The organism is Pseudoalteromonas qingdaonensis (assembly GCF_038739665.1).
GTDB classification, from domain to species: Bacteria; Pseudomonadota; Gammaproteobacteria; order Enterobacterales; family Alteromonadaceae; genus Pseudoalteromonas; species Pseudoalteromonas qingdaonensis.
In genome coordinates, this window is the sequence record NZ_JBCGCU010000002.1 from 89,635 (window position 1) to 110,619 (window position 20,985).

Consider the following 20,985-nt stretch of genomic DNA (forward strand, 5'->3'; position numbering starts at 1 on the left):
GAGGCCTGCGTGTCTGTCAGCAAATCCTTGTATGCCAAGCTCAATGAGTGTTTAAAAAAAGATCAATTTATACTCAAAAAACGCCTACAAGGGGCGCAAAAAATAGCCGACGCCCAAAAACAACAGGGCGTTCTTGCTAAAATTGCCACTAGTATAGATGCCAGCATGGCCGCCCGTGCCAAGCGTTTGGCCGAGTTGCCTAAGCCCAGTTTCCCTGCGGCCTTACCCGTTAGTGAAAAGCGCGAAGATATTAAAGCGGCGATTGCCAAGCATCAGGTGGTGATTGTCGCCGGTGAAACCGGCTCGGGTAAAACCACTCAGCTGCCAAAAATCTGCCTGGAATTAGGTCGTGGTGTTGAAGGCTTAATTGGCCATACTCAACCGCGTCGCTTGGCGGCGCGCAGCGTTGCCGCCCGTATTGCCGAAGAGCTGGAAAGCGAAATTGGTCAAACCGTCGGTTTTAAAATTCGTTTTAGCGATCAGGTCAGCGAGCGCAGTTATATCAAGCTGATGACAGACGGTATCTTGCTCGCGGAGATCCAAAACGACCGCTATCTCAACCAGTACGACACCATTATTATCGATGAGGCCCACGAGCGCAGCCTGAATATCGACTTTATCCTCGGCTACTTAAAGAACCTGTTGCCCAAGCGTCCGGGCCTTAAAGTCATTATTACCTCGGCGACCATAGATCCGGAGCGTTTTTCCCGTCACTTTAATGATGCGCCTATTATCGAGGTGTCCGGGCGTACCTACCCGGTGGAAGTGCGTTACAGGCCTATCACTGAATTAAGCGGCAGTGATGAAGAGCAGGATGAAAACGACCAACTGCAGGGCATTTTCGATGCCGTTGATGAGCTTTATGACGAAGGCCCGGGCGATATCCTGATCTTTATGAATGGTGAGCGGGAAATTCGTGACACCGCCGATGCTCTGAGCAAGCGCAACCTCAAGCATACCGAAATACTGCCCTTGTATGCCCGCTTGTCCAATGCCGAGCAAAACCGTATTTTCCATCCAGGTAATAAGCGTCGTATCGTCCTTGCCACCAATGTCGCGGAAACCTCGTTAACCGTGCCCGGCATTCGTTATGTGATTGACCCGGGTACCGCCCGTATCAGCCGCTACAGTTATCGTACCAAGGTGCAGCGCCTGCCCATTGAGGCCGTTTCCCAGGCCAGTGCCAATCAGCGTAAGGGGCGTTGTGGACGTGTGGAAGCGGGTATCTGTATTCGTCTTTATTCCGAAGAAGACTTTTTAGGGCGTCCTGAGTTTACCGACCCTGAGATCCTGCGCACTAACCTGGCCTCGGTTATCTTGCAGATGCTTGGACTTGGCCTTGGTGATATCAGCCGCTTCCCCTTTGTGCAGCCACCGGATGGCCGTAATATCAGTGATGGTGTGCGTCTTCTGGAAGAGTTGGAAGCGGTTAAAGAGGGTAAACACCGCAATCAAATAGCGTTAACAAAATCGGGTCGAGATTTGGCGCGCATTCCGCTGGACCCACGTCTGGCAAAAATGGTGTTGGCGAGTGTGCCGATTGGCGCGCTACGCGAAGTGATCATCATTACCGCGGCACTGGCGATTCAAGACCCTCGTGAACGCCCGCAAGATAAGAAGGGTAAAGCAGATGAATTGCATGGGCGTTTTAATGATGATGATTCAGACTTTATCGCCTTCTTAAATTTGTGGAACTACCTTGAAGAGCAACAACAAGCGCTGACCAATAATCAGTTCCGCAAGCTGTGTAAGCAAGAGTTCTTGGCGTATATGCGCGTGCGTGAGTGGCAAGACATTGTTTATCAAGTCTCGACTATTTGCGACGAGATGGGATTGAAAGACTCCAATAATGAACCGAGTTTTGAAAGTGTGCACCAAGCATTACTCAGCGGCTTATTGAGTCACGTCGGTCAAAAAGACGATAAAAATGCGTTCTACCAAGGATCGCGTAACAGCCAGTTTCATATTTTTCCGGGCTCAAACTTGTTTAAAAAGCGCCCTAAGTGGGTGATGTCGGCTGAGTTGGTTGAAACCTCTAAACTCTATGCACGTATTAACGCCAAAATTGATGTGACTTGGTTGTCACCTGTTGCCCAGCATTTGGTAAAACGCAGTTACAGCGAACCGCATTGGCAGAAAAAAGCCGGTGCTGTTATCGCCTTCGAGCAGCAAACTCTATATGGCTTAACTATCGTTGCGAAAAAACGTGCGCAATACGACAAAATCGACCCAGTGGTTAGCCGAGAAATTTTTATTCGTACGGCACTGGTTGAGCAAGAGCTTGGCGCCAATGAATCCTTCTTACAGGTTAATCGTAAGCTGATTGAAGAAGTACAAGACCTAGAAAACAAAGCTCGTCGCCGTGATATTTTAGTTGATGAGCATACCTTGTATGAGTTTTATGACAAACACATCCCCGCGGATGTGTGTAACCGTGTTAGCTTTTTGCAGTGGTACAAAGAGCAAAAGAATAAAAACAAACGCTTTTTGCACATGAGCAAAGCCGATTTGATGCAACATGGTGCAGATGAAATCACTGCTGATAGCTACCCTGACATTTGGATGCAAGGCAATTTAGTCTTGCCGCTGACATACAGCTTTGAGCCTGGTCAAGACGTTGACGGTGTAGCGGTGCAAATACCTCTCGCCTTGCTCAATCAAGTGCAAGCTGAAGGGTTTGATTGGCACATTCCAGCACTGCGCCATGAACTTATTTGTGCCTTGATCAAATCCCTCCCTAAAGCGTTACGCAGAAACTTCGTGCCAGCACCTAACTATGCAGATGCGGTATTGAGTTCCATTGAGCCGTTACAAGGCAAGTTGGTGGACGCGCTTGCACTGCGTTTATTCCGTATGACGGGAGCGAAAGTCGATGCAGAACAATTTGATACCTCTGCGTTGGCTGAGCATTTACGTATGGCGTTTGAAGTGCGTGATGACAAGAACAAGTTGGTCGCGCGAGGTTATGATTTAGACGCACTTAAAGCACAGCTCGCTGACAAAGTCAGCTCAACGCTGTCACAAGTGGCGGATGAGGGCATTGAGCGTCAAGGCTTGACTCAGTGGGAGTTTGACTCTTTACCTGAGTCATATGTTAAGAAGCAAGGCCAGTATGAGGTCAAAGCTTTTGTTGCACTAGTGGATAAAAAAGACAGCACGGCCATTGAGCTATTTGATTCTCCAACTAAAGCGAACGTAGCGCATCAACAAGGTTTGCGACGTTTGGTGTTACTTAACATTCCATCGCCGATTAAATACTTGCAACAAAACTTGCCCAATAAAGCCAAGCTTGGTTTGTACTTTAATCCTTTTGGTAAGGTGCAGTTGCTGATTGATGATTGTATTTCTGCGGGTGTAGACAAATTACTCAGCCAATTTGGTGATATTCGCGAACCAGAGCAATTTGAAAAGGCCAAAGAGCATATACGTGGTGAGCTAGGAGATACCGTAGTTGCTATCGCGTTAGAAGTGGAGCAGGTGCTTAGCCTTGCTCACGCTATTCACAAGCGCATGCGCGGTAAAGTCGACTTAACCATGATAACAGCCCATGGTGATATTAAATCTCAGCTAGAGAGTCTTATATTCAAAGGCTTCGTGAGTCATCATGGCGCCGGTAAAATGGCTGATTTAGGGCGTTATCTTAAGGCCATAGACCGTCGTTTGGAAAAATTGCCAGTAGATCCTAATCGGGATCGTTTATGTACCTTAGAGCTCGATAAAGTCGCTGATGCTTATCAAAAATGCGTAGCCAAACATCCTAAAGGTGAACCGCAACCGGATGCATTAAAAGACCTCTTTTGGATGCAACAAGAGTTACGCGTGTCACTTTTTGCACAAACCTTGGGTACGCCATATCCAGTGTCCGCAAAAAGGGTACTTAACCTTATAAATGAATACCTTACGCAAAATTAATCACCTGAATTTTTTATGAATTGGGTTATAATTATTCGTCAATGAGTAGTATTACAGGGACGGCAAATTTTGTTGCGTAAGGAAAAAAGGGCTAAGCTTCTTGTCGTAGATGATGAGTATTTCAATTTTAAGTTCTACACTGATGTATTGAGTGAACAATTTGAGTTGGAATACGCTAAATCAGGCGAGCAATGCTTAAAGGAAGTGTCTGTCATTAATCCAGATGCCATCTTGTTAGATGTGTGTATGCCGGGCATCGATGGGTTTGATACCTGTCGGATCTTGAAAAACACACCTGAAACCAGTGGTATACCCATTTTAATTATTTCTGGGTTGGAGACACAAGAGGCGAAGGAGAAAGCATTCGAATCTGGATGCGATGGTTTCTTTGAAAAGCCCTTAGCCTTTAACGAACTACTGGAGAGCTTGCAAACGCTGATTTAAAGCATAATAAGGAGAATAATAACCATGCTTTATAATGATGAGCGCCGCAATTTTCGCCGCATGACGGTCGATACAGAAGCCACCATAGAGTTATCTATCGATAATCAATCCATCCTACTAGCTGCTACCTGTCGTGACTTAAGCGCAACGGGTATGAATTTGTACGTTGAACAAGCCATTGATCCAGGCGTTACTGCGACTGTGCACATTGAGTCCTCTGGCGGTGCAATTCCACCTTTAAAAGCTCTGACCCGTGTAGTGCGATGTTCTCAAGACGAGGATGGGCAGTATTGTGTGGGTGTAGAGATGTTGGATATCAATTAACTCCCAAGAATGAGTGTGAGTGGCGGTTGCCACTCACGAGCGAGCACTTAATAGACTTTACAAACCAGACCTTTGAGGTAAAAACCCTCTGGATAAGGCCCTGAGATAGGGTGGTCGGCCGCTTGATTTAAACGCTCTACTATCAACAAGTCTTTGTGGGCATCTAAGGCTGCATCTGCCACCACTTTTTGAAACAGATTTTGTTCCATTAAGCCTGAGCATGAGAAGGTCAATAATGTGCCGCCTGGGTTCAATAACTGCATGGCCAGCATGTTGATATCTTTATAGCCACGGCATGCACCAGTTAGCTGCGCTTTAGACTCTGCAAATTTCGGTGGATCCATCACGATAGTATCGAACTTACGACCTTGTTCGCGGTATTCACGAAGTAGTTTAAACACGTCTTGTTTTACAAATTGTGCTTTGCTCATGTCTAGATTGTTGTGCTCAACATTGCGCTTAGCTATGTCTAAGGCGTTTTGCGACACATCGACGTTAGTGACTTCTTTACAGCCGCCACGTAGCGCGTAGAGACCAAAGGTACCGGTATAGCAGAAACAGTTCAGAACTTCTTTATCTTTCACATAGCGCTCAAGTGCTGCGCGACTGTCACGCTGGTCAAGGTAGAAGCCGGTTTTGTGGCCACCAATGATATCAACTTCGCAGGTTAAACCATTTTCTTTGATAAGCACTGGCGCTGCTGGCGCTTCACCCAAAAGAGCTCCGGTTGTTGGCGCAAGGCCTTCCTTTTTGCGCACATCCACATCAGAGCGCTCATAGATAGCACACTCTGGAAACAGGCGATGCAGGGCATTAACGATATCGCCTTTGTGACGTTCAGCACCGGCGCTTAACAGCTGACACACAAGGTAGTTGTCAAACTTGTCTATCGTGACACCTGGTAAGCCATCTGACTCACCCGCGCATAAGCGAAAACCAGTGAGACCACCCATTTCAATCGTGTGCTCACGGACTGAATAAGCGCGCGCTAGGCGTTGATAGAAGAATTCGCCATCAATGACTTCTTTTTCATTGAACGACCATACTCGGGCACGAATTTGAGATTCAGGGCTGTATGCAGCGGTTGCTAAGTATTTGCCGTTACTGTCATAGACAGTGACGGTATCACCAAGTGCTAAATTGCCTTTCACTTTTTTTATCGCCTTAGAAAAAATCCAAGGATGTTTACGCTTTAAAGATTTTTCGCGTCCAGTTTGAAGATATATTGCACCGGCCATTGCTGTTCCCGCTTGTGAAATGAGGCGCTATTCTAGGCAGTGATGCGCCGATACTCAAATTAATTTTGCCAATTTAGTTAGCGTGTTTTAATGTCATTTGAGTTAATTAACGCGGACGTTTTTGATAACATCCATTTCTCGACCAAGCTTTAGATAAAAATAATCGGTCTTAATAGTGAGAATCAGTGAATAAACAAATAGTTGAATTACCACCTCAATTACAGAGGGTCGAGGAGCTGTGCCGAGATTTTTTTCTTGAGTGCGGTAGTGCGGATGCAGCACATGACATCACCCATATTGAGCGCGTGGTCAAAGTAGCTAAAACCCTGTGTGTTGATGAGCAAGCTCAAATGGCTGTGGTGTTACCTGCCGCGTGGTTGCATGATTGTGTCGCTGTTGCAAAAAATCACCCGGATAGAGCGAAAGCATCGCAAATGGCAGCTGATAAAGCGTTGTCATTTTTGCACAGTATTAACTACGACGAGCAGTATTTTGAGGCGATACACCATGCTATTGTCGCTCACAGCTTTAGCGCTAATATCACGCCACTGACATTGGAAGCTAAGATTGTGCAAGATGCCGACAGAATGGATGCCCTAGGCGCGATTGGTATTAGTCGTTGCATGAAAGTCGGGGGCGCAATTTGTCGCGGCTTGTATCATCCCACAGACCCGTTTGCTTACCACAGAGAAGCGGATGATGGTAAATATACACTTGACCATTTCTTTGTGAAATTATTGGGTATCGCTGATAGTATGAATACCCAGAGTGCGCGTCTTGAAGCGCAAAAGCGCACCCAGTATATGCATGATTTTTTGAGCCAATTAGGAGAGGAAATCGGTATTGTCTATGAATACTAGTGCACCACCGCTCAGGGGCATTCATCACTGTCATCTACAGGTTGATGACGTGGTAAAGGCGAAAGCCTTCTATCAAGAGGTGATGGGCTTTGATGTCGTTCCTGAGCTGGAGTTTTGGTATTACGAACAAGAAGATGGGCCTTTGATGCTGCAAGACCAAGCACGGTCCATCTGTTTGGCGTTATTTGAAGGCGGTAAACGAAGTAATGGTATTGCCTTTAATACTGATGCCGCGGCCTTTGTGCACTGGCGTTCTCATCTGCAAAAGCATGGAGTTACTGTCCACTTAGCCGATCATCAGGTGTCATTTTCAATGTATTTTCGTGATCCCTACAACAATATGCATGAGATCACCTGTTTTGAATACTCGGCGCTTAAAGCCCAACTTTAATTAGAGTACTTTTCTTTCACTGCCAATATCTTATCAAGTTGAGATATAAAAACATCGACTAACTCTGGGTCGAAGTGTTTCCCCTTTTCTTCGCGCATAAGCTCAATCGCTTGCTCTACAGGCCATGGCTCTTTGTACGGGCGTCGGGACGTGAGGGCATCAAACACATCGGCAATACTACAAATTCGCCCTTCAATAGATATTTCTTCCCCTTTTAGGCCGTTTGGGTAGCCCTTGCCGTCATAACGCTCGTGATGTTCCAATGCTAAACGATGTGCCAATTGCACTAGTGCAGAGCTTGAACCAGCTAAAATATCAGCACCTATCGTTGCGTGAGCTTTCATGTATTGATATTCCTCATCATCGAGCTTTCCGGGTTTAAGCAGGATGTTGTCAGGAATGCCGATTTTACCTATATCGTGCATAGGTGCGGCTAAAAGCAAAGATTCGGCCTGTTGCTCGTTCATGCCATAGGCAAGGGCAATGATATGGCAATAGCGGCTCATACGAATGATATGCTGACCCGTTTCATTGTCTTTGTATTCCGCTGCATGGCTGAGTCGCTGGATTAATTCGAGTTGCGCAGATTTCAACAAATCGGCTTGCACCAAGGATAAGTGATTTTTAACACGAGCTCGCACGATTGCTGGGCTGATTGGCTTGGTGATGTAATCCACAGCACCCAATGCGAAGCCGTTGGCCTCGTCTATTTCCTCTTGCATCGCGGTTACGAAAATAACAGGAATGGCAGCGGTATCTGTGTTCTGCTTTAGGCTTTTGCATACATCAAAGCCTGACATGTTAGGCATCATCACGTCTAACAAAATCAGATCCGGCAACTTTTGCGCGGCTAACATCAGCGCCTGCTCACCTGACTTGGCGAAGATAAGACGGTAGTCCTTGCCGAGCACTTCGTTGAGTACTTTTAAATTTGTTGGCTCATCATCTACTGCGAGCAGAGTAGGACGTGCATCTTCAATCATCTTCAAAGCTCTCTAATTGGGGCATAAGGGTAGCAATGTGTTGTTTGGCCTTATCAAATTCGAACTCATTTATTAGCTCAATAATTTGTTCCACATCGCCCATAAATTGTTGACCTGCAGCTTCTTGCAGCTGCTCGCAACTATTGCTGTCATATTCGAAGTTATCGCACAGCTCTTGTATGTGTGGCAGTAACTGTTTTAAAACGCTCACGTTTTCCACAGACGTTTGAGCTGAGGTGATATTAGTTAAAGGATGATGCTGCAGATACCCATCAATTTCATCTAAACAACTGAATAACGCAAATCGGTGTTCGTCGGTGACCATGCCTTGGCGTTCGATGTCGTTTAATTGGGCGCTGAGATTTGGTAAACACAGGTTTCCAGCAAGCCCTTTTAATGTATGCACCAACATCAATTGCTCTTCATCCAATTCATTGAGTTTGCCCAGTACTTTAATATCTGCGGCTTTGGAAACAAAAAATTGCTGTAGCTGGTGGATGTATAGCTCTAATGTTCCCCAAAGGTTGATGCCTTTTTCTTCATTAACACTGATGTTACCGGTATGCGTGGTGTGTTGAACAACACTTTCGTTGGCGACATCCACTTGAATATTCAAAAGGCGAGCGATATCACACATTAGATCTTCAACCACGACAGGTTTAGTCGCAAAACTATTCATACCAGCCTTTCGCGCAGCTTCTCTGTCGCTTTGCAATACACTGGCTGTCAGTGCGATTACGACAGTTGGCTGTATGTTGGTTGCACTTTCGTGCTGGCGCAGTTGGCGTGTTGCCTCTAAGCCATCACAAATTGGCATATGAATGTCCATGAGTACAACATCAAAATGCTCTGATGTAGCCTTGATGACCGCCTCTTCACCATTTACGGCTGTTTGTGTTTTATGGCCTAAATTGCCTAGTCGTAGCTCGAGTAATTCACGGTTTTGAGCAACATCGTCAGCAATGAGAATATTCAGCGTCGGCATTGTGGGCAAGCTTTTTGAAGAAGCATGTTCTTGTTGCAGTTCACTTATTTGCTCATCACTTGCGGGTAATAACGGCAGGTTAAAACTAAATTCACTCCCTACGCCTAGTGTGCTTTGCACATCTATGTCGCCGCCCATCAGATTGACTAGCTGGCGACATATTGTGGTGCCCAATCCAGTGCCCCCGAAGCGACGGGTAGTGCTATCGTCAGCTTGCTCGAAGGGCATGAAAATAGCGTTGACACGCTCTGGCGCAATACCGATGCCAGTATCTTCAATAACAAATCGCACATCGTTACCGGCAACAATTACCTTAAGCGTGACACGGCCTTGCTCTGTGAACTTTAGGGCATTACCAAGCAGGTTGACGAGCACTTGGCGGATCCGTTGCGGATCACCAACGTAATAGGTACGCAAGGAGTCGTCCAATTGCATATCCAGGGTCAAACCTTTTTTCTGTGCTTGGTGATAGAAGCTTGAAACGACAGAATCACATAGAACGAGAAGGTCAAATGGGATACGTTCAATTGAGACTTTGCCTTGCTCTAATTTGGCAGAGTCTAAAATGTCGTTGAGTAAATGCAGCAGTGAGCGGGCGGATTGCAACACATTGGTGAGTTGATGACGCTGGTTTTTACTGAGTGGGCTGTCCAACAAGACTTCAGAAAAGCCGATAATCGAGTTCATGGGAGTGCGTATCTCATGGCTCATATTAGCGAGGAAAGCCTGTTTTGTTTCCGCAGCTGCTTCTGCTTTGTCTTTGGCTGCAACGAGCTCGTGTTCCATGCTCTTGCGCTCGCTGATATCAACCAGTACGCCAGCAATACACATTTCATTTTCGTCATCGGGCTCAAAAGTGCCTTTGTCCAAAATCCACTTTTGCATACCAGACTTAGTTTTGATTCGATATTCAAAGGAGTAGTCACTTTGGTTTATCGCTATGGCGTTATAAATCTTCTCTCGTAAGCTTTCTTCAAACTCAGGGTCAATTAAATCTGAAAAATGAATACTTCCACTGACAAACTCCTCGTCCGTATAACCGGTAAGGCTCTCAACGATTGGGCTGATGTATACCATGCTCCAGTACTTGTCTAAGCGACAACGAAAGGCGACGCCGGGCATATTATTGATTAACGTACGGTAATGGTGTTCTTGGGCAGCGAGTTGTTGCTGCATTTTTTTGTGTTCGCTTAAGTCAGTGATAAAGCCAACAAACATGACTTTTTTGTCTGGTAGCGCAACTTCACCGACACCGAGATGGATGGGCAAAGTATGACCGTCTTTGTGTTGGGCCGTGACTTCGCGGCCGTAGCCGATAATATTGCGTTGCCTAGTGTCTTTATAACGGGAGAGGAAATAGTCGTGTTGTACGGCGATATCGTCAGGCATTAACATTTTTACGTTATTCCCGACGACTTCATCACTGCTGTATCCCAAGATCCTTTCAGCGCCAGCATTAAAGCTTAATACTTTACCTTTGTCGGTTATAGTGACAATGCCGTCCACCGCGGTGTTTAAAACCGCCTCAAGGCGAGATTGACTAATTTTTTGTTTCTTTAACAGAATGCGAAAACGCAACAAGCTGTGTAGCAAGCCAATCACAGAGACTAATAACACGCTGACAATAGCAATGGCGAGCGCCAAGTCTACGACATGGTCCAAGTTAGCTTGCTCAGTATAGTAGGGGGTTTGCGAAATAAAGCGTGCTGCATGCATACCCGTATAATGCATTCCTGATACTGCTAAGCCCATTACAATGGCGCCGATAAAGCAGGCCCAAACACCTTGTGCTGTTGTTGCGTTTGGCTTACGAAGCTTCATATGAATCGCAAGCGCTATCCAGGCAAGAGATACAGCGACGAGAATAGATAGTGCGAACCACAGGGGATCATAAGCGAGTTTTGGCCCTAAGCGCATAGCTTCCATGCCACTGTAGTGCATAAGACCAATTCCCGCCCCGAGTAATAGGGCACTGATGAATTGCGTCTTAGTATCAACCTTAAACCCGCGGATAAGGTGGAATGCGACAATTGTGGCGCCAAAAACCGGTAGAAAAGACAATGCTGTCATGGTGAGGTTGTAATCGACCTCGACACATAGGCTAAATGCCAGCATGCCGATAAAATGCATACTCCAAACTCCACCTGAAAAGGCGGCAGAGCTTGAGACAAGTGCATATTTATAGGAGGCAGTGTTGCGATTTGAATCTGCGAATGAACGTAATTGCAAAGCAAAAAATGAAGAAAAAATGGCGATGATGACTGAAAGTGCAACCAGTCCATAATTGTAAGAGCCGTTCACGAGGAACTCAGAAGCAGGATCGATTGCGAAAAATTGTGAAAGCATTAGAAAGCCAAATACCCCGATAAACAACTGGGCGTAGGCCCAAACGATAATAAGTATAGTGCATTGATTTTAAAGAATTAGCATTATCTCGCCAAATATTACCTTGAAGGCAGTATGCGAAACGATGGTATCATCACATTAGCAAAATACATATCGTAACTCAAATAGGTTCTTGTGGAGCTGTTTTGGAACGCCAACCAATAAATTATTCCCTGATTTTTAGTAAAAAACGCAGAACCACCGCGATTCATGTGAAGGCGCAAAGTGTTTCAGTGCGAGCACCCCATGGTGCGTGTAAGCGTTTTATTGATGACTTCGTACTCAGCAAACGCACATGGATAGAAACGCAATTACTGAAACAAAGCGATTTCACCTCGCAGGTAACGAAACCGCTGCAAGACAACAAGGTTATGTTGTTTGGCGAGTGGGTAAACATTAAAGTGAGCCGCGGAAAACGCAGCCAGACAATTTGCGAGATGGGCGCAGTCGAATTAGTCATCGCACACAGAGTAAGTCAGGTTACGAGTAAAGCTAAGGACATGTTACTCGCTTATCTATCACAAAGCTTAACTGTATACGTAAACGAGCGCATAGCGTATTGGCAAAATGAGATGGGTGTTACAGCCAGCGATGTAAAAGTCAGAACGTACAAGCGCAGATGGGGTAGTTGTAATCAACGTCGTGAATTGAGTTTTAACACTTTTCTAGTTGGTGCACCCAAGTGGGTGATTGATTATGTGATTGTGCATGAACTTGCACATATTCGCCATATGGACCACAGCAATGCGTTTTGGCAATTTGTAGAGACAAAATACGCGCATAAGAATCAAGCTAAAGCTTGGCTGAAAGAGAATGGTCAAAAGTTGGAATTAAGATTCGAATAAAGAAAGAAAAGTGGTGGAGGGAGCTGGATTCGAACCAGCGAAGGCAGTGCCGTCAGATTTACAGTCTGATCCCTTTGGCCGCTCGGGAACCCCTCCACTAAAAATGGATGCGTGCTTATTAAACTTTAGAAAAGTGGTGGAGGGGGCTGGATTCGAACCAGCGAAGGCAATGCCGTCAGATTTACAGTCTGATCCCTTTGGCCGCTCGGGAACCCCTCCTAAGCAACGGCGGCGATAATAGCAAACTGAGCTTTCAAGTAAAGAAAAAAACTAAAGAAATACTAAATTATGCCGATAACCGTGTAGATATAAATCATCTTGTCGAAAGTTTATGCAAATCGAGTCGGTGCTCATCAATGAAGCACAATTAGGTACAGCGCTTAATAGCAGTATTACGCATCAACGCCGTAATGACTTTGCCTTGCTGTTAGCTTCGCTCTCTTATGACGCCCTGGATTTCGCTCAATTTCACCTGCCCAAAACACCTGTTCACACTAGAGTAGTTAGCGATGAACAGCTGCGTTGCCAACTCGGTGGTGCCACTCCCAGACCTTGCGCACCACCACACTACGACATTGCTTTAACACAGGGGCAACGCCAAACCCTGGCATTGAGCTCCTTAACCAGCCTGCGTTTACAGGATTGCTTGGCGCCCACACCATTGGCAGTACGCGACGACGCTAAACACCTCCCTTTGCCCGTTCTTACCAATTGTGCCCCCAGTGTGCAGGCAAAGTATGGCCAGCAGGCAACGTCTCTTAGTGAAGTGCAAATGGATGCCGCTGCATTCTACGACCAACTTAGCGAGATAAAAGCACAGAAGCTGTTTGCCAGCGCATAACACCACGGCCTAGGCCATAAATACTAGGAACAGGACCAAGGGCGTCTATACTCTTTAAGGCAGTATTTAATACCAATTCACTTAAATAGCTAATCTGTTTATTTTTGCGGTTAAATTCATCCATGAAGCTTGGTTACATCGCGCATCCATGCGCTCACCTCTTGAGAAAAACTACATAAGAAAAATTCTGCCTTGTTATCACATCATTTATCCAGCGCTATATCTGATCACATACTTAACAGAATTGGCATAAGGTAGTAAAACTCACCTGAGGATAGTGTTATGAACAAAAAAACGCTCTACTGCTGAGTGCTTCACTGGCCGTATTGGCCGGCTCAGCCATTGCTGATGAAGATAAACAAGCCTTATTAGAGGATGCTTTGAGCGCCGCACCGTTGACGTTAAGAGATAAGGTAACTGTGATGGACAGGCAACAAAATGTATTGCAAGAAGGCAGCAGTAATTACACCTGTTTTCCTACACCACCTAGCCTAAACGGCATCGCGCCCATGTGTATGGATGGGCCTTGGATGGAATGGGCAAATGCCTGGACCAATAAAAAGCCGTTTCAGGCTAAAGCGGTAGGTATTTCCTATATGCTGGCCGGTGATGGCGGTGCCAGTAATACCGACCCTTATACAGAAGGGGAAACGGAAGATAATCAATGGATAGTAGAAGGTCCACATTTGATGATTATTATGCCGGATAATGCTCTTTTGGATAGCTTACCCACAGATCCCTATGCAGGTGGCCCTTATGTTATGTGGAAAGGAACTCCCTATGCGCACATTATGGTGCCGTTGGCCCAAGAGAATAAGTGCTCCTCTGTACGCCCACATAACCCCAGTGAGGGCGCATTTTTATTCTAGCTGCTACAACACTTTTTAAATTTCTTTTCGCTGCCGCAGGGACAAGCGTCATTGCGGCTGAGTTTACGCTCTGGTGCGGGCATAAGAGTGCCTGCATCGTAAAGCCAATGACCATCTTGCTGGATAAAGGTCGAGCGCTCGTGAATACAACACAGGCTATTGGCAAATAGATAATAGGCCTTAAATTCAACCTCGGCTGGATAGGCACTGAGGTCGGTGTCGATTATCTCTAGTTTGGTGAATTTAGCCGCCTCGGCAAATTCGGCTACATCTTCTGCCTGGTTATTCTTAAGTGCCGTCACCGAGCAAGTGGCAACTAAATACCCAATGGCCTGGGTGCAAAAGGCGCTGTAGCGAGATTTCATCAGAGTAAGGGCGTCACCTGGGAGTTCACTTCCGTCGATAAAGCTACCACAACAATCCACATACTGTTTCTCAGACCCACAATAACACATACATGATCCCATAAAGGCAAAAGCCAAATATTAGCAAATTTGCATGGCTTGGGGCAGAGTACTCTGCTGGTTATCCACATCGGCTTCGGAGGCAAAGCAATATAATTGTGCTTTGGCCTGATGGGTATTGAGTTGCATGGCTTCAAGTTGCGCCAAAGTAACAATATCCGTCCAGGTAACTATGGCGGCAAAGCGGCCATTTTGCAGTGCGCAATTAAGCATATATTCGCAATCAACAATGTGTTTGCGGCGGATCACCAAGAGCTTACTGGTGTTGATAGAACAAGAATCTAGCAGGTCGCGGCTGGGGATATGATCCGGTGCAACCAGCAGGGTCCAACCATTGCTGCTATTGTAACGGTGAATAATTTTCAGTAATTCAAAAGAAGCTGAGATCTCATCCTCTGTGTGAACCAGGTTAATGGCCGCTGGGTTTTCTTGCTGATAGCTTTTTACGTGTCGAACCGCTGCTGTATGTAACATAATTGCCTCGCTGGGGGTAAAGTAAACGATATACAGTGTTTTATACAGTGTTCATATACAGTAGTTTATACAGTTATCAGGTGCAAGCTTTTTTTTGCCTCTTTTTTAAACGGCACTTTTTCACCAAGATAAAAAGTTTGCACGGAAATATGTCGTAGAGCCGCTATTTATAAGGTCATTTGTCCGTATTTGTGCTAGCATTGACGGCTTGTTTATCAGCTTGAAAAAGACCAATGCTAGAGAGTGTTTTTAAGATCAAAGCGCATGGAAGCTCTGTGAAGCGTGAAGTGATTGCCGGTATCACTACTTTTATCACCATGGTGTACATAGTTTTTGTTAACCCGGCGATGTTAGCGGAAGCGGGAATGGACCAAGGCGCGGCTTTTGTTGCTACCTGTATTGCCGCCGCAATTGGCTGTTTTATTATGGGTTTTTGGGCCAATTATCCATTGGCCTTGGCGCCGGGAATGGGGCTCAACGCCTTTTTCACCTATGGCGTGGTATTAGGTATGGGTTACACCTGGCAAGCGGCGCTGGGCGCGGTCTTTATGTCGGGCTGTATCTTTTTACTGCTGAGCTTGTTTAAGGTGCGGGAATGGATCATTAACGCCATTCCCTTAGTGCTAAAGCGAGCCATTGCCACGGGTATAGGTGCATTTTTAGCCCTGATCGCCTTAAAAAATGCTGGCATTGTTGTTGCCAGCCCGGCGACCCTGGTACAGATGGGTGATATCACCAGCAGTGGTCCGCTGTTGGCTATTTTGAGCTTCTTTATTATTGCTGCCTTGCTGTACCGCGATATCAAAAGTGGTGTCTTGATCAGTATTATGTTGGTTACCCTGGTGGCCCTAGGGCTGGACTTGGTTGAATATCAGGGTGTTGTCTCGACGCCGCCTTCGATTATGCCAACCTTTATGCAACTGGATTTTGCCGGAGCCCTTGAGCTGTCGATGCTCAGCGTAGTATTCGCATTCCTGTTCGTTGATTTATTTGATACCTCAGGCACCTTAGTAGCAGTAACGCAAAAAGCGGGTTTGGCTGATGATGAAGGCCGTATGCCGCGCCTGGGTCGTGCATTAAGCGCCGACAGCAGTGCCACCATTGCCGGCTCTATGCTCGGTACTTCAACTACCACTTCTTATATTGAGTCGGTAGCCGGTGTTTCCGTCGGTGGCCGTACGGGGTTAACCGCCGTTGTGGTCGGTCTGTGTTTCTTATTAATGATGTTTTTTGCGCCATTAGCTGCCATGGTGCCAGCCTATGCCACTGCGGGGGCGATTTTGTATGTTTCTATCTTGATGCTGCAAAACCTGAAGTTGGTTGATTGGGATGATATGACAGACGCCATCCCTGTGGCTGTGGTCTTGCTAATGACGCCGCTGACCTTCTCGATTGCCCATGGTATTGCCCTTGGCTTTATCGCTTATACTGCGGTGAAGGTGGTTTGCAATAAGGGTAATGAGGTCAGTATCAGTGTGTGGATACTCAGTGCCTTATTTGTGCTCAAATTTATCTTCCTGTCCTAATTCTTTTTAATAAAGAAAGCCGCTGTTAAGCGGCTTTTTATCACTTGCAATAATGTGAGTTTGCACAGGAATATGGCGTAAACATCATTGAGTGGTAATAGCGCTCATTACCACTTTTTCTTCGGTGCAAACAGCACATCTAAGTCATCTTTTTCTTGCTCTTCGCGTTGTTTCCGTGCTGAGGCATTGGACGCCTTGAGGTGGGTACTGATCTCATTTAGCAGTTGCTCCAGCTGCTGCTTTTTAGCACTGACATAGTCATCGCTATAGCTTAGGGCACAAATGGTGGCATAGGCCTTTTCGAAATATTGACGTGCCGAGCCTACCATGTTGGCATGGCGTGCGGCGTTGCCGCGCTTGAGCAGGCTTTCAATATTTATTTTCAGTTGCAGGTGTTCGAACACCTTGTCTTCTTGGGTAAATGTAGCCGTGTCTATTTTGCCCTTGCTGTGCTCCGAGCGCAGAATGCTGCGTAATTTTTTAATGCCCTGGATCAGGCTGATCAACTGTTTGTCATGCTCGGGTAATACAAAGGTCTCGCCGTTATTAACCTTCTCGTCGCTGCCATTAATAAGGCGCTGTTTGGCATCATGAAGACGGGTTTTTAGCTCTTTTGATTGGGGCGACATCTCCACCATGGTCGCTAGTGCATTGTAGATGCGGCGGTACAAGATGGTCAGCAAACTGTTGGAGAGGGGAATATTAACGCTGTTGACTAGAGCCTCTTCTGTGTCTTCAATGATCTTCTTTTGCTTGCTCAATTCTTGGCGTCGCAAGGCTTCTTGTTTTTCTCTATGTTGCTGTACGGCGCTGACCCACACCGCAATAACGATGAGCGCAACAATCAACATGATGATGATGGAGGGTATCATGCACAGGCTCTCTTAGTGGTTTTTATTCATTATTGTGGTTCCATGTTACCTAAAGAACAGGGGGCGCGGTAGTGATCAGGGGAAAATTCGGCAAATTAAGCCAAGGTTGCCAAGTACGCCTAAGTGCAATGAACGCAATGGTAAGACCTTTAGGGCTGGAGCTAATAGCAATTCTTTATCTCAACATATAAAAATTCCAACGCAGTGAGCATGATATTTAGCCCGCTAGAATGAGTAGCTATTTAAGTGAATTGGTATGAATCAACAGTACCGAGCGGCAATTAAATATGCTAGCCTAATCCTTCGCAATACTTGGCTCATTTTGGCGTTTATCGATTCGTCGTACTCGGCTTGTGGGTTGCCTGTCCATATTGGTGCATATGTGTTGCGGCGCCTGGCGCTGTCCCTAGTGGCCGCTGCTTGAGTTTGTTTTTTAAGTAGAATAATAAAAGAAAGTTAATATCATGAAATTACAGCAGCTAAAGTACATAGTTGAGGTACTCAACCATAACCTCAATGTGTCTGCCACCGCAGAGAGTCTTTATACCTCCCAGCCGGGGATTTCTAAGCAAGTTCGTATGCTTGAAGACGAGCTCGGTGTGCAGATATTTGGCCGCAGTGGTAAGCATTTGACTCATGTTACCAGCGCCGGTAACGACATCATCAATATTGCTCGAGAAATTCTTTCCAAGGTAGAGGGCATTAAAGCCGTAGCCAATGAGCACACCTTGCCGGATCAGGGTAAGCTCAATATTGCCACCACCCATACTCAAGCTCGTTATGCTTTACCCGGTGTGATCCAGGGCTTTATGAAAAAATATCCGGCGGTGTCCTTGCATATGCATCAGGGCACGCCACAGCAAATTTCCGACGCCGCCGCCCGCGGTGATGCGGATTTTGCCATTGCCACCGAGGCATTGCATTTATATTCGGATCTAGTGATGCTGCCTTGTTATCACTGGAATCGCAGTATCGTCGTGGCTAAGGATCATCCCTTGGCGAAAAAAGCCCATAGCCTCACCATAGCCGATATTGCCCAGTATCCTTTAATCACTTATGTCTTTGGTTTTACCGGCCGCTCCGAGCTTGATAAGGCCTTTAACGCCCAGGGCCACGAGCCGCATATCGTCTTTACCGCCACCGATGCGGATGTAATTAAAACCTATGTGCGTTTAGGATTAGGTGTGGGTGTGGTTGCCTCTATGGCCATAGATCAGGTGAGCGACACAGATCTGGTCTGTATCGATGCCAGCCATTTGTTTGAAGCCAGCACCACTAAAATTGGCTTTAGAAAGGGCACCTTCCTGCGCGGCTATATGTACGACTTTATCGAGCGTTTTGCCCCGCACCTGACTAAGGACAGAGTCGAAAAAGCCTGTTTACTGCGCAATCAGGATGATGTAGATGCCATGTTTGCCAATATTGAGCTGCCGGTACGCTAAGCGCTGGCGCTATTTTTGGCGCTTGAATGAGGCATTAAAAAAGGCGACCTAGGTCGCCTTTTTTAATGTGTTACTCTAAGCCGAATTAACACTCGATAATATTAACCGCAAGGCCGCCTCGAGCAGTTTCCTTGTACTTGGTTTTCATATCATTACCCGTATCCCACATGGTCTTTATCACCTTGTCCAGTGAGACCTTTTGCTCGCCGCTGCCACGCATGGCCAAGCGAGAGGCATTAATGGCTTTGACCGCGCCCATGGCGTTACGCTCGATACAAGGTACTTGCACCAGACCACCGACTGGGTCGCAGGTTAGGCCCAGGTTGTGTTCCATACCGATTTCTGCGGCGTTCTCAACTTGAGTAGCATTGCCGCCCATGATTTCAGTCAAGGCACCGGCGGCCATGGAGCAGGCCACACCCACTTCGCCCTGACAGCCCACTTCGGCGCCGGAGATAGAAGCATTTTTCTTATACAAGATACCGATAGCCGCAGCCGTCAGCAGGTAACGGGTGGCTATTTCCTTATCCACTTCCTTGATAAAGGTGTGGTAGTACATAAGTACCGCAGGCAAAATACCCGCCGCACCATTGGTTGGTGCCGTAACCACACGACCACCTGCGGCGTTTTCTTCATTCACGGCTAAGGCGAATAAATCAACCCAGTCCATGGCGCGCAGTGGGTCGTTATTGCTCTCAACATTGAGCTTTAAATACAGACTTGGGGCACGACGGCGTACCTTAAGACCACCGGGCAAAATACCTTCGGTGCGTATGCCGCGCTCGGTGCAGGCTTTCATTACTTCCCAGATATGGAACAGCTCATCGCGAATCTCGCTTTCGCTGCGCAGTGTTTTTTCATTGGCCATCATCAGGCTGGAAACGCTTAGCCCTGACTCTTTACACAGCTCTAAAAGCTCCTGGGCGCTATCAAAGAGATAGGGCGCCGGATTTTGCTCGCGAATATCCAGTGCTGCCAGCTTTTCTTTATCAAAATCTTCATCGCTGACGATAAAACCGCCGCCGATGGAGTAGTACACCTGGGAGGCGATAATCTCTTTGTCTTTAAAGGCTATCAGCTCCATGGCATTAGAATGCTTGGGCAAGGTTTTACGGCGATGGAAGACAATCGCCCCTTGCTTGGGAAATTTGACCTGATGCTTTTTATCAAGGTGAATGACTTGCTCTTGCTCGATCTTCTCTAGGATCTCCGGTACCGCATCGGCATCAACGGTTTCCGGATCATAGCCGGCCAAGCCTAAGATCACCGCCTTACCTGAGCCGTGACCGACCCCCGTTTGGCCTAACGAGCCAAACAGCTCGGCTTTAACTTCGGTAACATCCTTAAGCTTACCTTGCTGCTCAAGAGCTTGGACAAACAGTCGCGAGGCGCGCATTGGGCCTACTGTGTGCGACGACGAGGGTCCAATACCAATGCTGAACATATCGAATGCACTGATCATATAACCTATTACTCACATAACCTTTGAACGGTCGGCCATGATAACGTTAAATAATTATAGATGTAATCCCAGGGATCGGTTTTTTAGCTGATCAGACCAAGTTGTTTTGTGAATTGGCTGATAATGCGCTCGGTGGCGCCCCATAACACGCCATAGGGGGTATTAAAAAGGGGAAATTCCAGAGCTTGACCCTGGCGCTCAACAATGAGCGGGTACCAGTTTTTTTGTACTGCTAGGGTGGCAAATGGAATAAAAAATGCGGCATCCACTTCATTGCGATCCAGTTGCCAATGGGCACCGGGATGAAGATAGGCCAGATAGGGGGTAATGACCATGCCGCCTAGGGTTTCAATGTCCTCGAGGTGGCCGATAATATCCACCTCGCGGGCGGAAATATTGAGCTCTTCATGCAGTTCTCGCAGTGCCGTGTGCCTGAGACTGGCGTCCTGACGCTCCTGTTTGCCACCTGGGAAACACAACTGACTGGGATGACTGCGTAAATGGCGCGGGCGTTTACACAGCAGTACCTGAGCCCCTTGGGGCGAGTCGCTAAGCAGCATAACCACGGCGCTGCGCCGTTTTGGGTGGCGCTTGGGCTGCGGCTCTGTAACCACACAGAGGTTAAAGCGGCTGATCAACTGGGCACAGGTACTGGCTGGCAAAAGGCG

Annotated in this window: 18 protein-coding genes and 2 tRNA genes; 10 read left to right on the forward strand and 10 right to left on the reverse strand. The window is 46.7% G+C overall.

Going from position 1 to position 20,985, the window contains the following annotated elements; genetic code table 11:
- The first annotated feature begins 9 nt into the window (after nt 1-9).
- The 3 genes from hrpA (at nt 10) to WCN91_RS02550 (ending at nt 4,680) form a co-directional block, all read left to right on the forward strand.
- The gene (gene hrpA, locus WCN91_RS02540) at nt 10-3,912 is read left to right on the forward strand and encodes an ATP-dependent RNA helicase HrpA (protein ID WP_342675979.1); all 3,903 of its coding nucleotides are present in this window, start codon (nt 10-12) and stop codon (nt 3,910-3,912) included.
- Nucleotides 3,913-3,981: 69 nt separating this feature from the next.
- Nucleotides 3,982-4,356 carry a response regulator gene (locus tag WCN91_RS02545; RefSeq protein WP_342675981.1) on the forward strand — a complete coding sequence of 125 codons (375 nt, stop codon included), beginning with the start codon at nt 3,982-3,984 and terminating at the stop codon, nt 4,354-4,356.
- Between the two features lie 24 nt (nt 4,357-4,380).
- Nucleotides 4,381-4,680, forward strand: coding sequence for a PilZ domain-containing protein (locus WCN91_RS02550; RefSeq protein WP_342675983.1), 300 nt, complete (start codon nt 4,381-4,383; stop codon nt 4,678-4,680).
- 47 nt (nt 4,681-4,727) lie between these two features.
- Here WCN91_RS02550 and WCN91_RS02555 read toward each other — a convergent pair whose 3' ends face one another.
- Nucleotides 4,728-5,918 (reverse strand): class I SAM-dependent methyltransferase, encoded by a 1,191-nt coding sequence (locus WCN91_RS02555; protein ID WP_342675985.1) that lies wholly within the window; start codon nt 5,916-5,918, stop codon nt 4,728-4,730.
- Nucleotides 5,919-6,154: 236 nt separating this feature from the next.
- Here WCN91_RS02555 and WCN91_RS02560 point away from each other — a divergent pair, with 236 nt between their 5' ends.
- Together WCN91_RS02560 and WCN91_RS02565 are read left to right on the forward strand one after the other, a co-directional pair.
- Nucleotides 6,155-6,778: an HD domain-containing protein gene (locus WCN91_RS02560; RefSeq protein ID WP_342676370.1), complete on the forward strand. Its 624-nt coding sequence runs from the start codon at nt 6,155-6,157 to the stop codon at nt 6,776-6,778.
- On the forward strand, nt 6,768-7,169 hold the full coding sequence (locus WCN91_RS02565) for a VOC family protein (RefSeq protein WP_342675987.1): 402 nt from the start codon (nt 6,768-6,770) through the stop codon (nt 7,167-7,169). Before WCN91_RS02560 ends, WCN91_RS02565 begins: the two co-directional genes overlap by 11 nt.
- Here WCN91_RS02565 and WCN91_RS02570 read toward each other — a convergent pair.
- Together WCN91_RS02570 and WCN91_RS02575 are read right to left on the reverse strand one after the other, a co-directional pair.
- The gene (locus WCN91_RS02570; protein ID WP_342675989.1) at nt 7,166-8,152 is read right to left on the reverse strand and encodes an HD domain-containing phosphohydrolase; all 987 of its coding nucleotides are present in this window, start codon (nt 8,150-8,152) and stop codon (nt 7,166-7,168) included. The genes WCN91_RS02565 and WCN91_RS02570 overlap by 4 nt on opposite strands.
- Nucleotides 8,145-11,483, reverse strand: coding sequence for a PAS domain S-box protein (locus WCN91_RS02575; protein WP_342675991.1), 3,339 nt, complete (start codon nt 11,481-11,483; stop codon nt 8,145-8,147). The genes WCN91_RS02570 and WCN91_RS02575 overlap by 8 nt, the downstream gene beginning before the upstream one ends.
- A gap of 185 nt (nt 11,484-11,668) precedes the next feature.
- Between WCN91_RS02575 and WCN91_RS02580 the strand changes: the two genes are divergently transcribed.
- On the forward strand, nt 11,669-12,367 hold the full coding sequence (locus tag WCN91_RS02580) for a M48 family metallopeptidase (protein ID WP_342675993.1): 699 nt from the start codon (nt 11,669-11,671) through the stop codon (nt 12,365-12,367).
- An 11-nt stretch (nt 12,368-12,378) separates the two neighbouring features.
- Here the strand turns inward: WCN91_RS02580 and WCN91_RS02585 are convergent.
- Both WCN91_RS02585 and WCN91_RS02590 read right to left on the reverse strand, forming a co-directional pair.
- A tRNA-Tyr gene (locus WCN91_RS02585) sits at nt 12,379-12,463 on the reverse strand.
- 38 nt (nt 12,464-12,501) lie between these two features.
- Nucleotides 12,502-12,586: transfer RNA gene (locus WCN91_RS02590), tRNA-Tyr, on the reverse strand.
- Nucleotides 12,587-12,698: 112 nt separating this feature from the next.
- Here WCN91_RS02590 and WCN91_RS02595 point away from each other — a divergent pair.
- Together WCN91_RS02595 and WCN91_RS02600 are read left to right on the forward strand one after the other, a co-directional pair.
- Nucleotides 12,699-13,208, forward strand: a complete 510-nt coding sequence (locus WCN91_RS02595; RefSeq protein WP_342675995.1) for a VC2046/SO_2500 family protein — start codon at nt 12,699-12,701, stop codon at nt 13,206-13,208.
- Nucleotides 13,209-13,630: 422 nt separating this feature from the next.
- Nucleotides 13,631-14,077, forward strand: a complete 447-nt coding sequence (locus WCN91_RS02600; RefSeq protein ID WP_342675996.1) for a hypothetical protein — start codon at nt 13,631-13,633, stop codon at nt 14,075-14,077.
- Here WCN91_RS02600 and WCN91_RS02605 read toward each other — a convergent pair.
- Both WCN91_RS02605 and WCN91_RS02610 read right to left on the reverse strand, forming a co-directional pair.
- Nucleotides 14,074-14,532, reverse strand: coding sequence for a YchJ family protein (locus WCN91_RS02605; protein WP_342675998.1), 459 nt, complete (start codon nt 14,530-14,532; stop codon nt 14,074-14,076). The genes WCN91_RS02600 and WCN91_RS02605 overlap by 4 nt on opposite strands.
- A gap of 30 nt (nt 14,533-14,562) precedes the next feature.
- Entirely contained in the window at nt 14,563-15,015 is a 453-nt protein-coding gene (locus WCN91_RS02610) for a hypothetical protein (RefSeq protein ID WP_342675999.1), read from the reverse strand.
- A 233-nt stretch (nt 15,016-15,248) separates the two neighbouring features.
- On the opposite strand from WCN91_RS02610, the gene WCN91_RS02615 reads away from it, so the two are divergent.
- The gene (locus tag WCN91_RS02615) at nt 15,249-16,541 is read left to right on the forward strand and encodes an NCS2 family permease (RefSeq protein ID WP_342676001.1); all 1,293 of its coding nucleotides are present in this window, start codon (nt 15,249-15,251) and stop codon (nt 16,539-16,541) included.
- Nucleotides 16,542-16,648: 107 nt separating this feature from the next.
- Here WCN91_RS02615 and WCN91_RS02620 read toward each other — a convergent pair whose 3' ends face one another.
- A complete protein-coding gene (locus WCN91_RS02620; RefSeq protein WP_342676003.1) occupies nt 16,649-17,413 on the reverse strand; it encodes a hypothetical protein in 765 nt (254 codons plus the stop codon).
- 464 nt (nt 17,414-17,877) lie between these two features.
- Here WCN91_RS02620 and cysB point away from each other — a divergent pair, with 464 nt between their 5' ends.
- On the forward strand, nt 17,878-18,855 hold the full coding sequence (cysB, locus tag WCN91_RS02625) for an HTH-type transcriptional regulator CysB (RefSeq protein ID WP_342676005.1): 978 nt from the start codon (nt 17,878-17,880) through the stop codon (nt 18,853-18,855).
- Nucleotides 18,856-18,940: 85 nt separating this feature from the next.
- Here cysB and WCN91_RS02630 read toward each other — a convergent pair whose 3' ends face one another.
- Together WCN91_RS02630 and WCN91_RS02635 are read right to left on the reverse strand one after the other, a co-directional pair.
- Complete coding sequence (locus WCN91_RS02630; protein WP_342676007.1) at nt 18,941-20,317, reverse strand: L-serine ammonia-lyase; 1,377 nt, start codon at nt 20,315-20,317, stop codon at nt 18,941-18,943.
- 83 nt (nt 20,318-20,400) lie between these two features.
- Complete coding sequence (locus WCN91_RS02635; protein WP_342676009.1) at nt 20,401-20,979, reverse strand: NUDIX hydrolase; 579 nt, start codon at nt 20,977-20,979, stop codon at nt 20,401-20,403.
- Nucleotides 20,980-20,985: the final 6 nt, after the last annotated feature.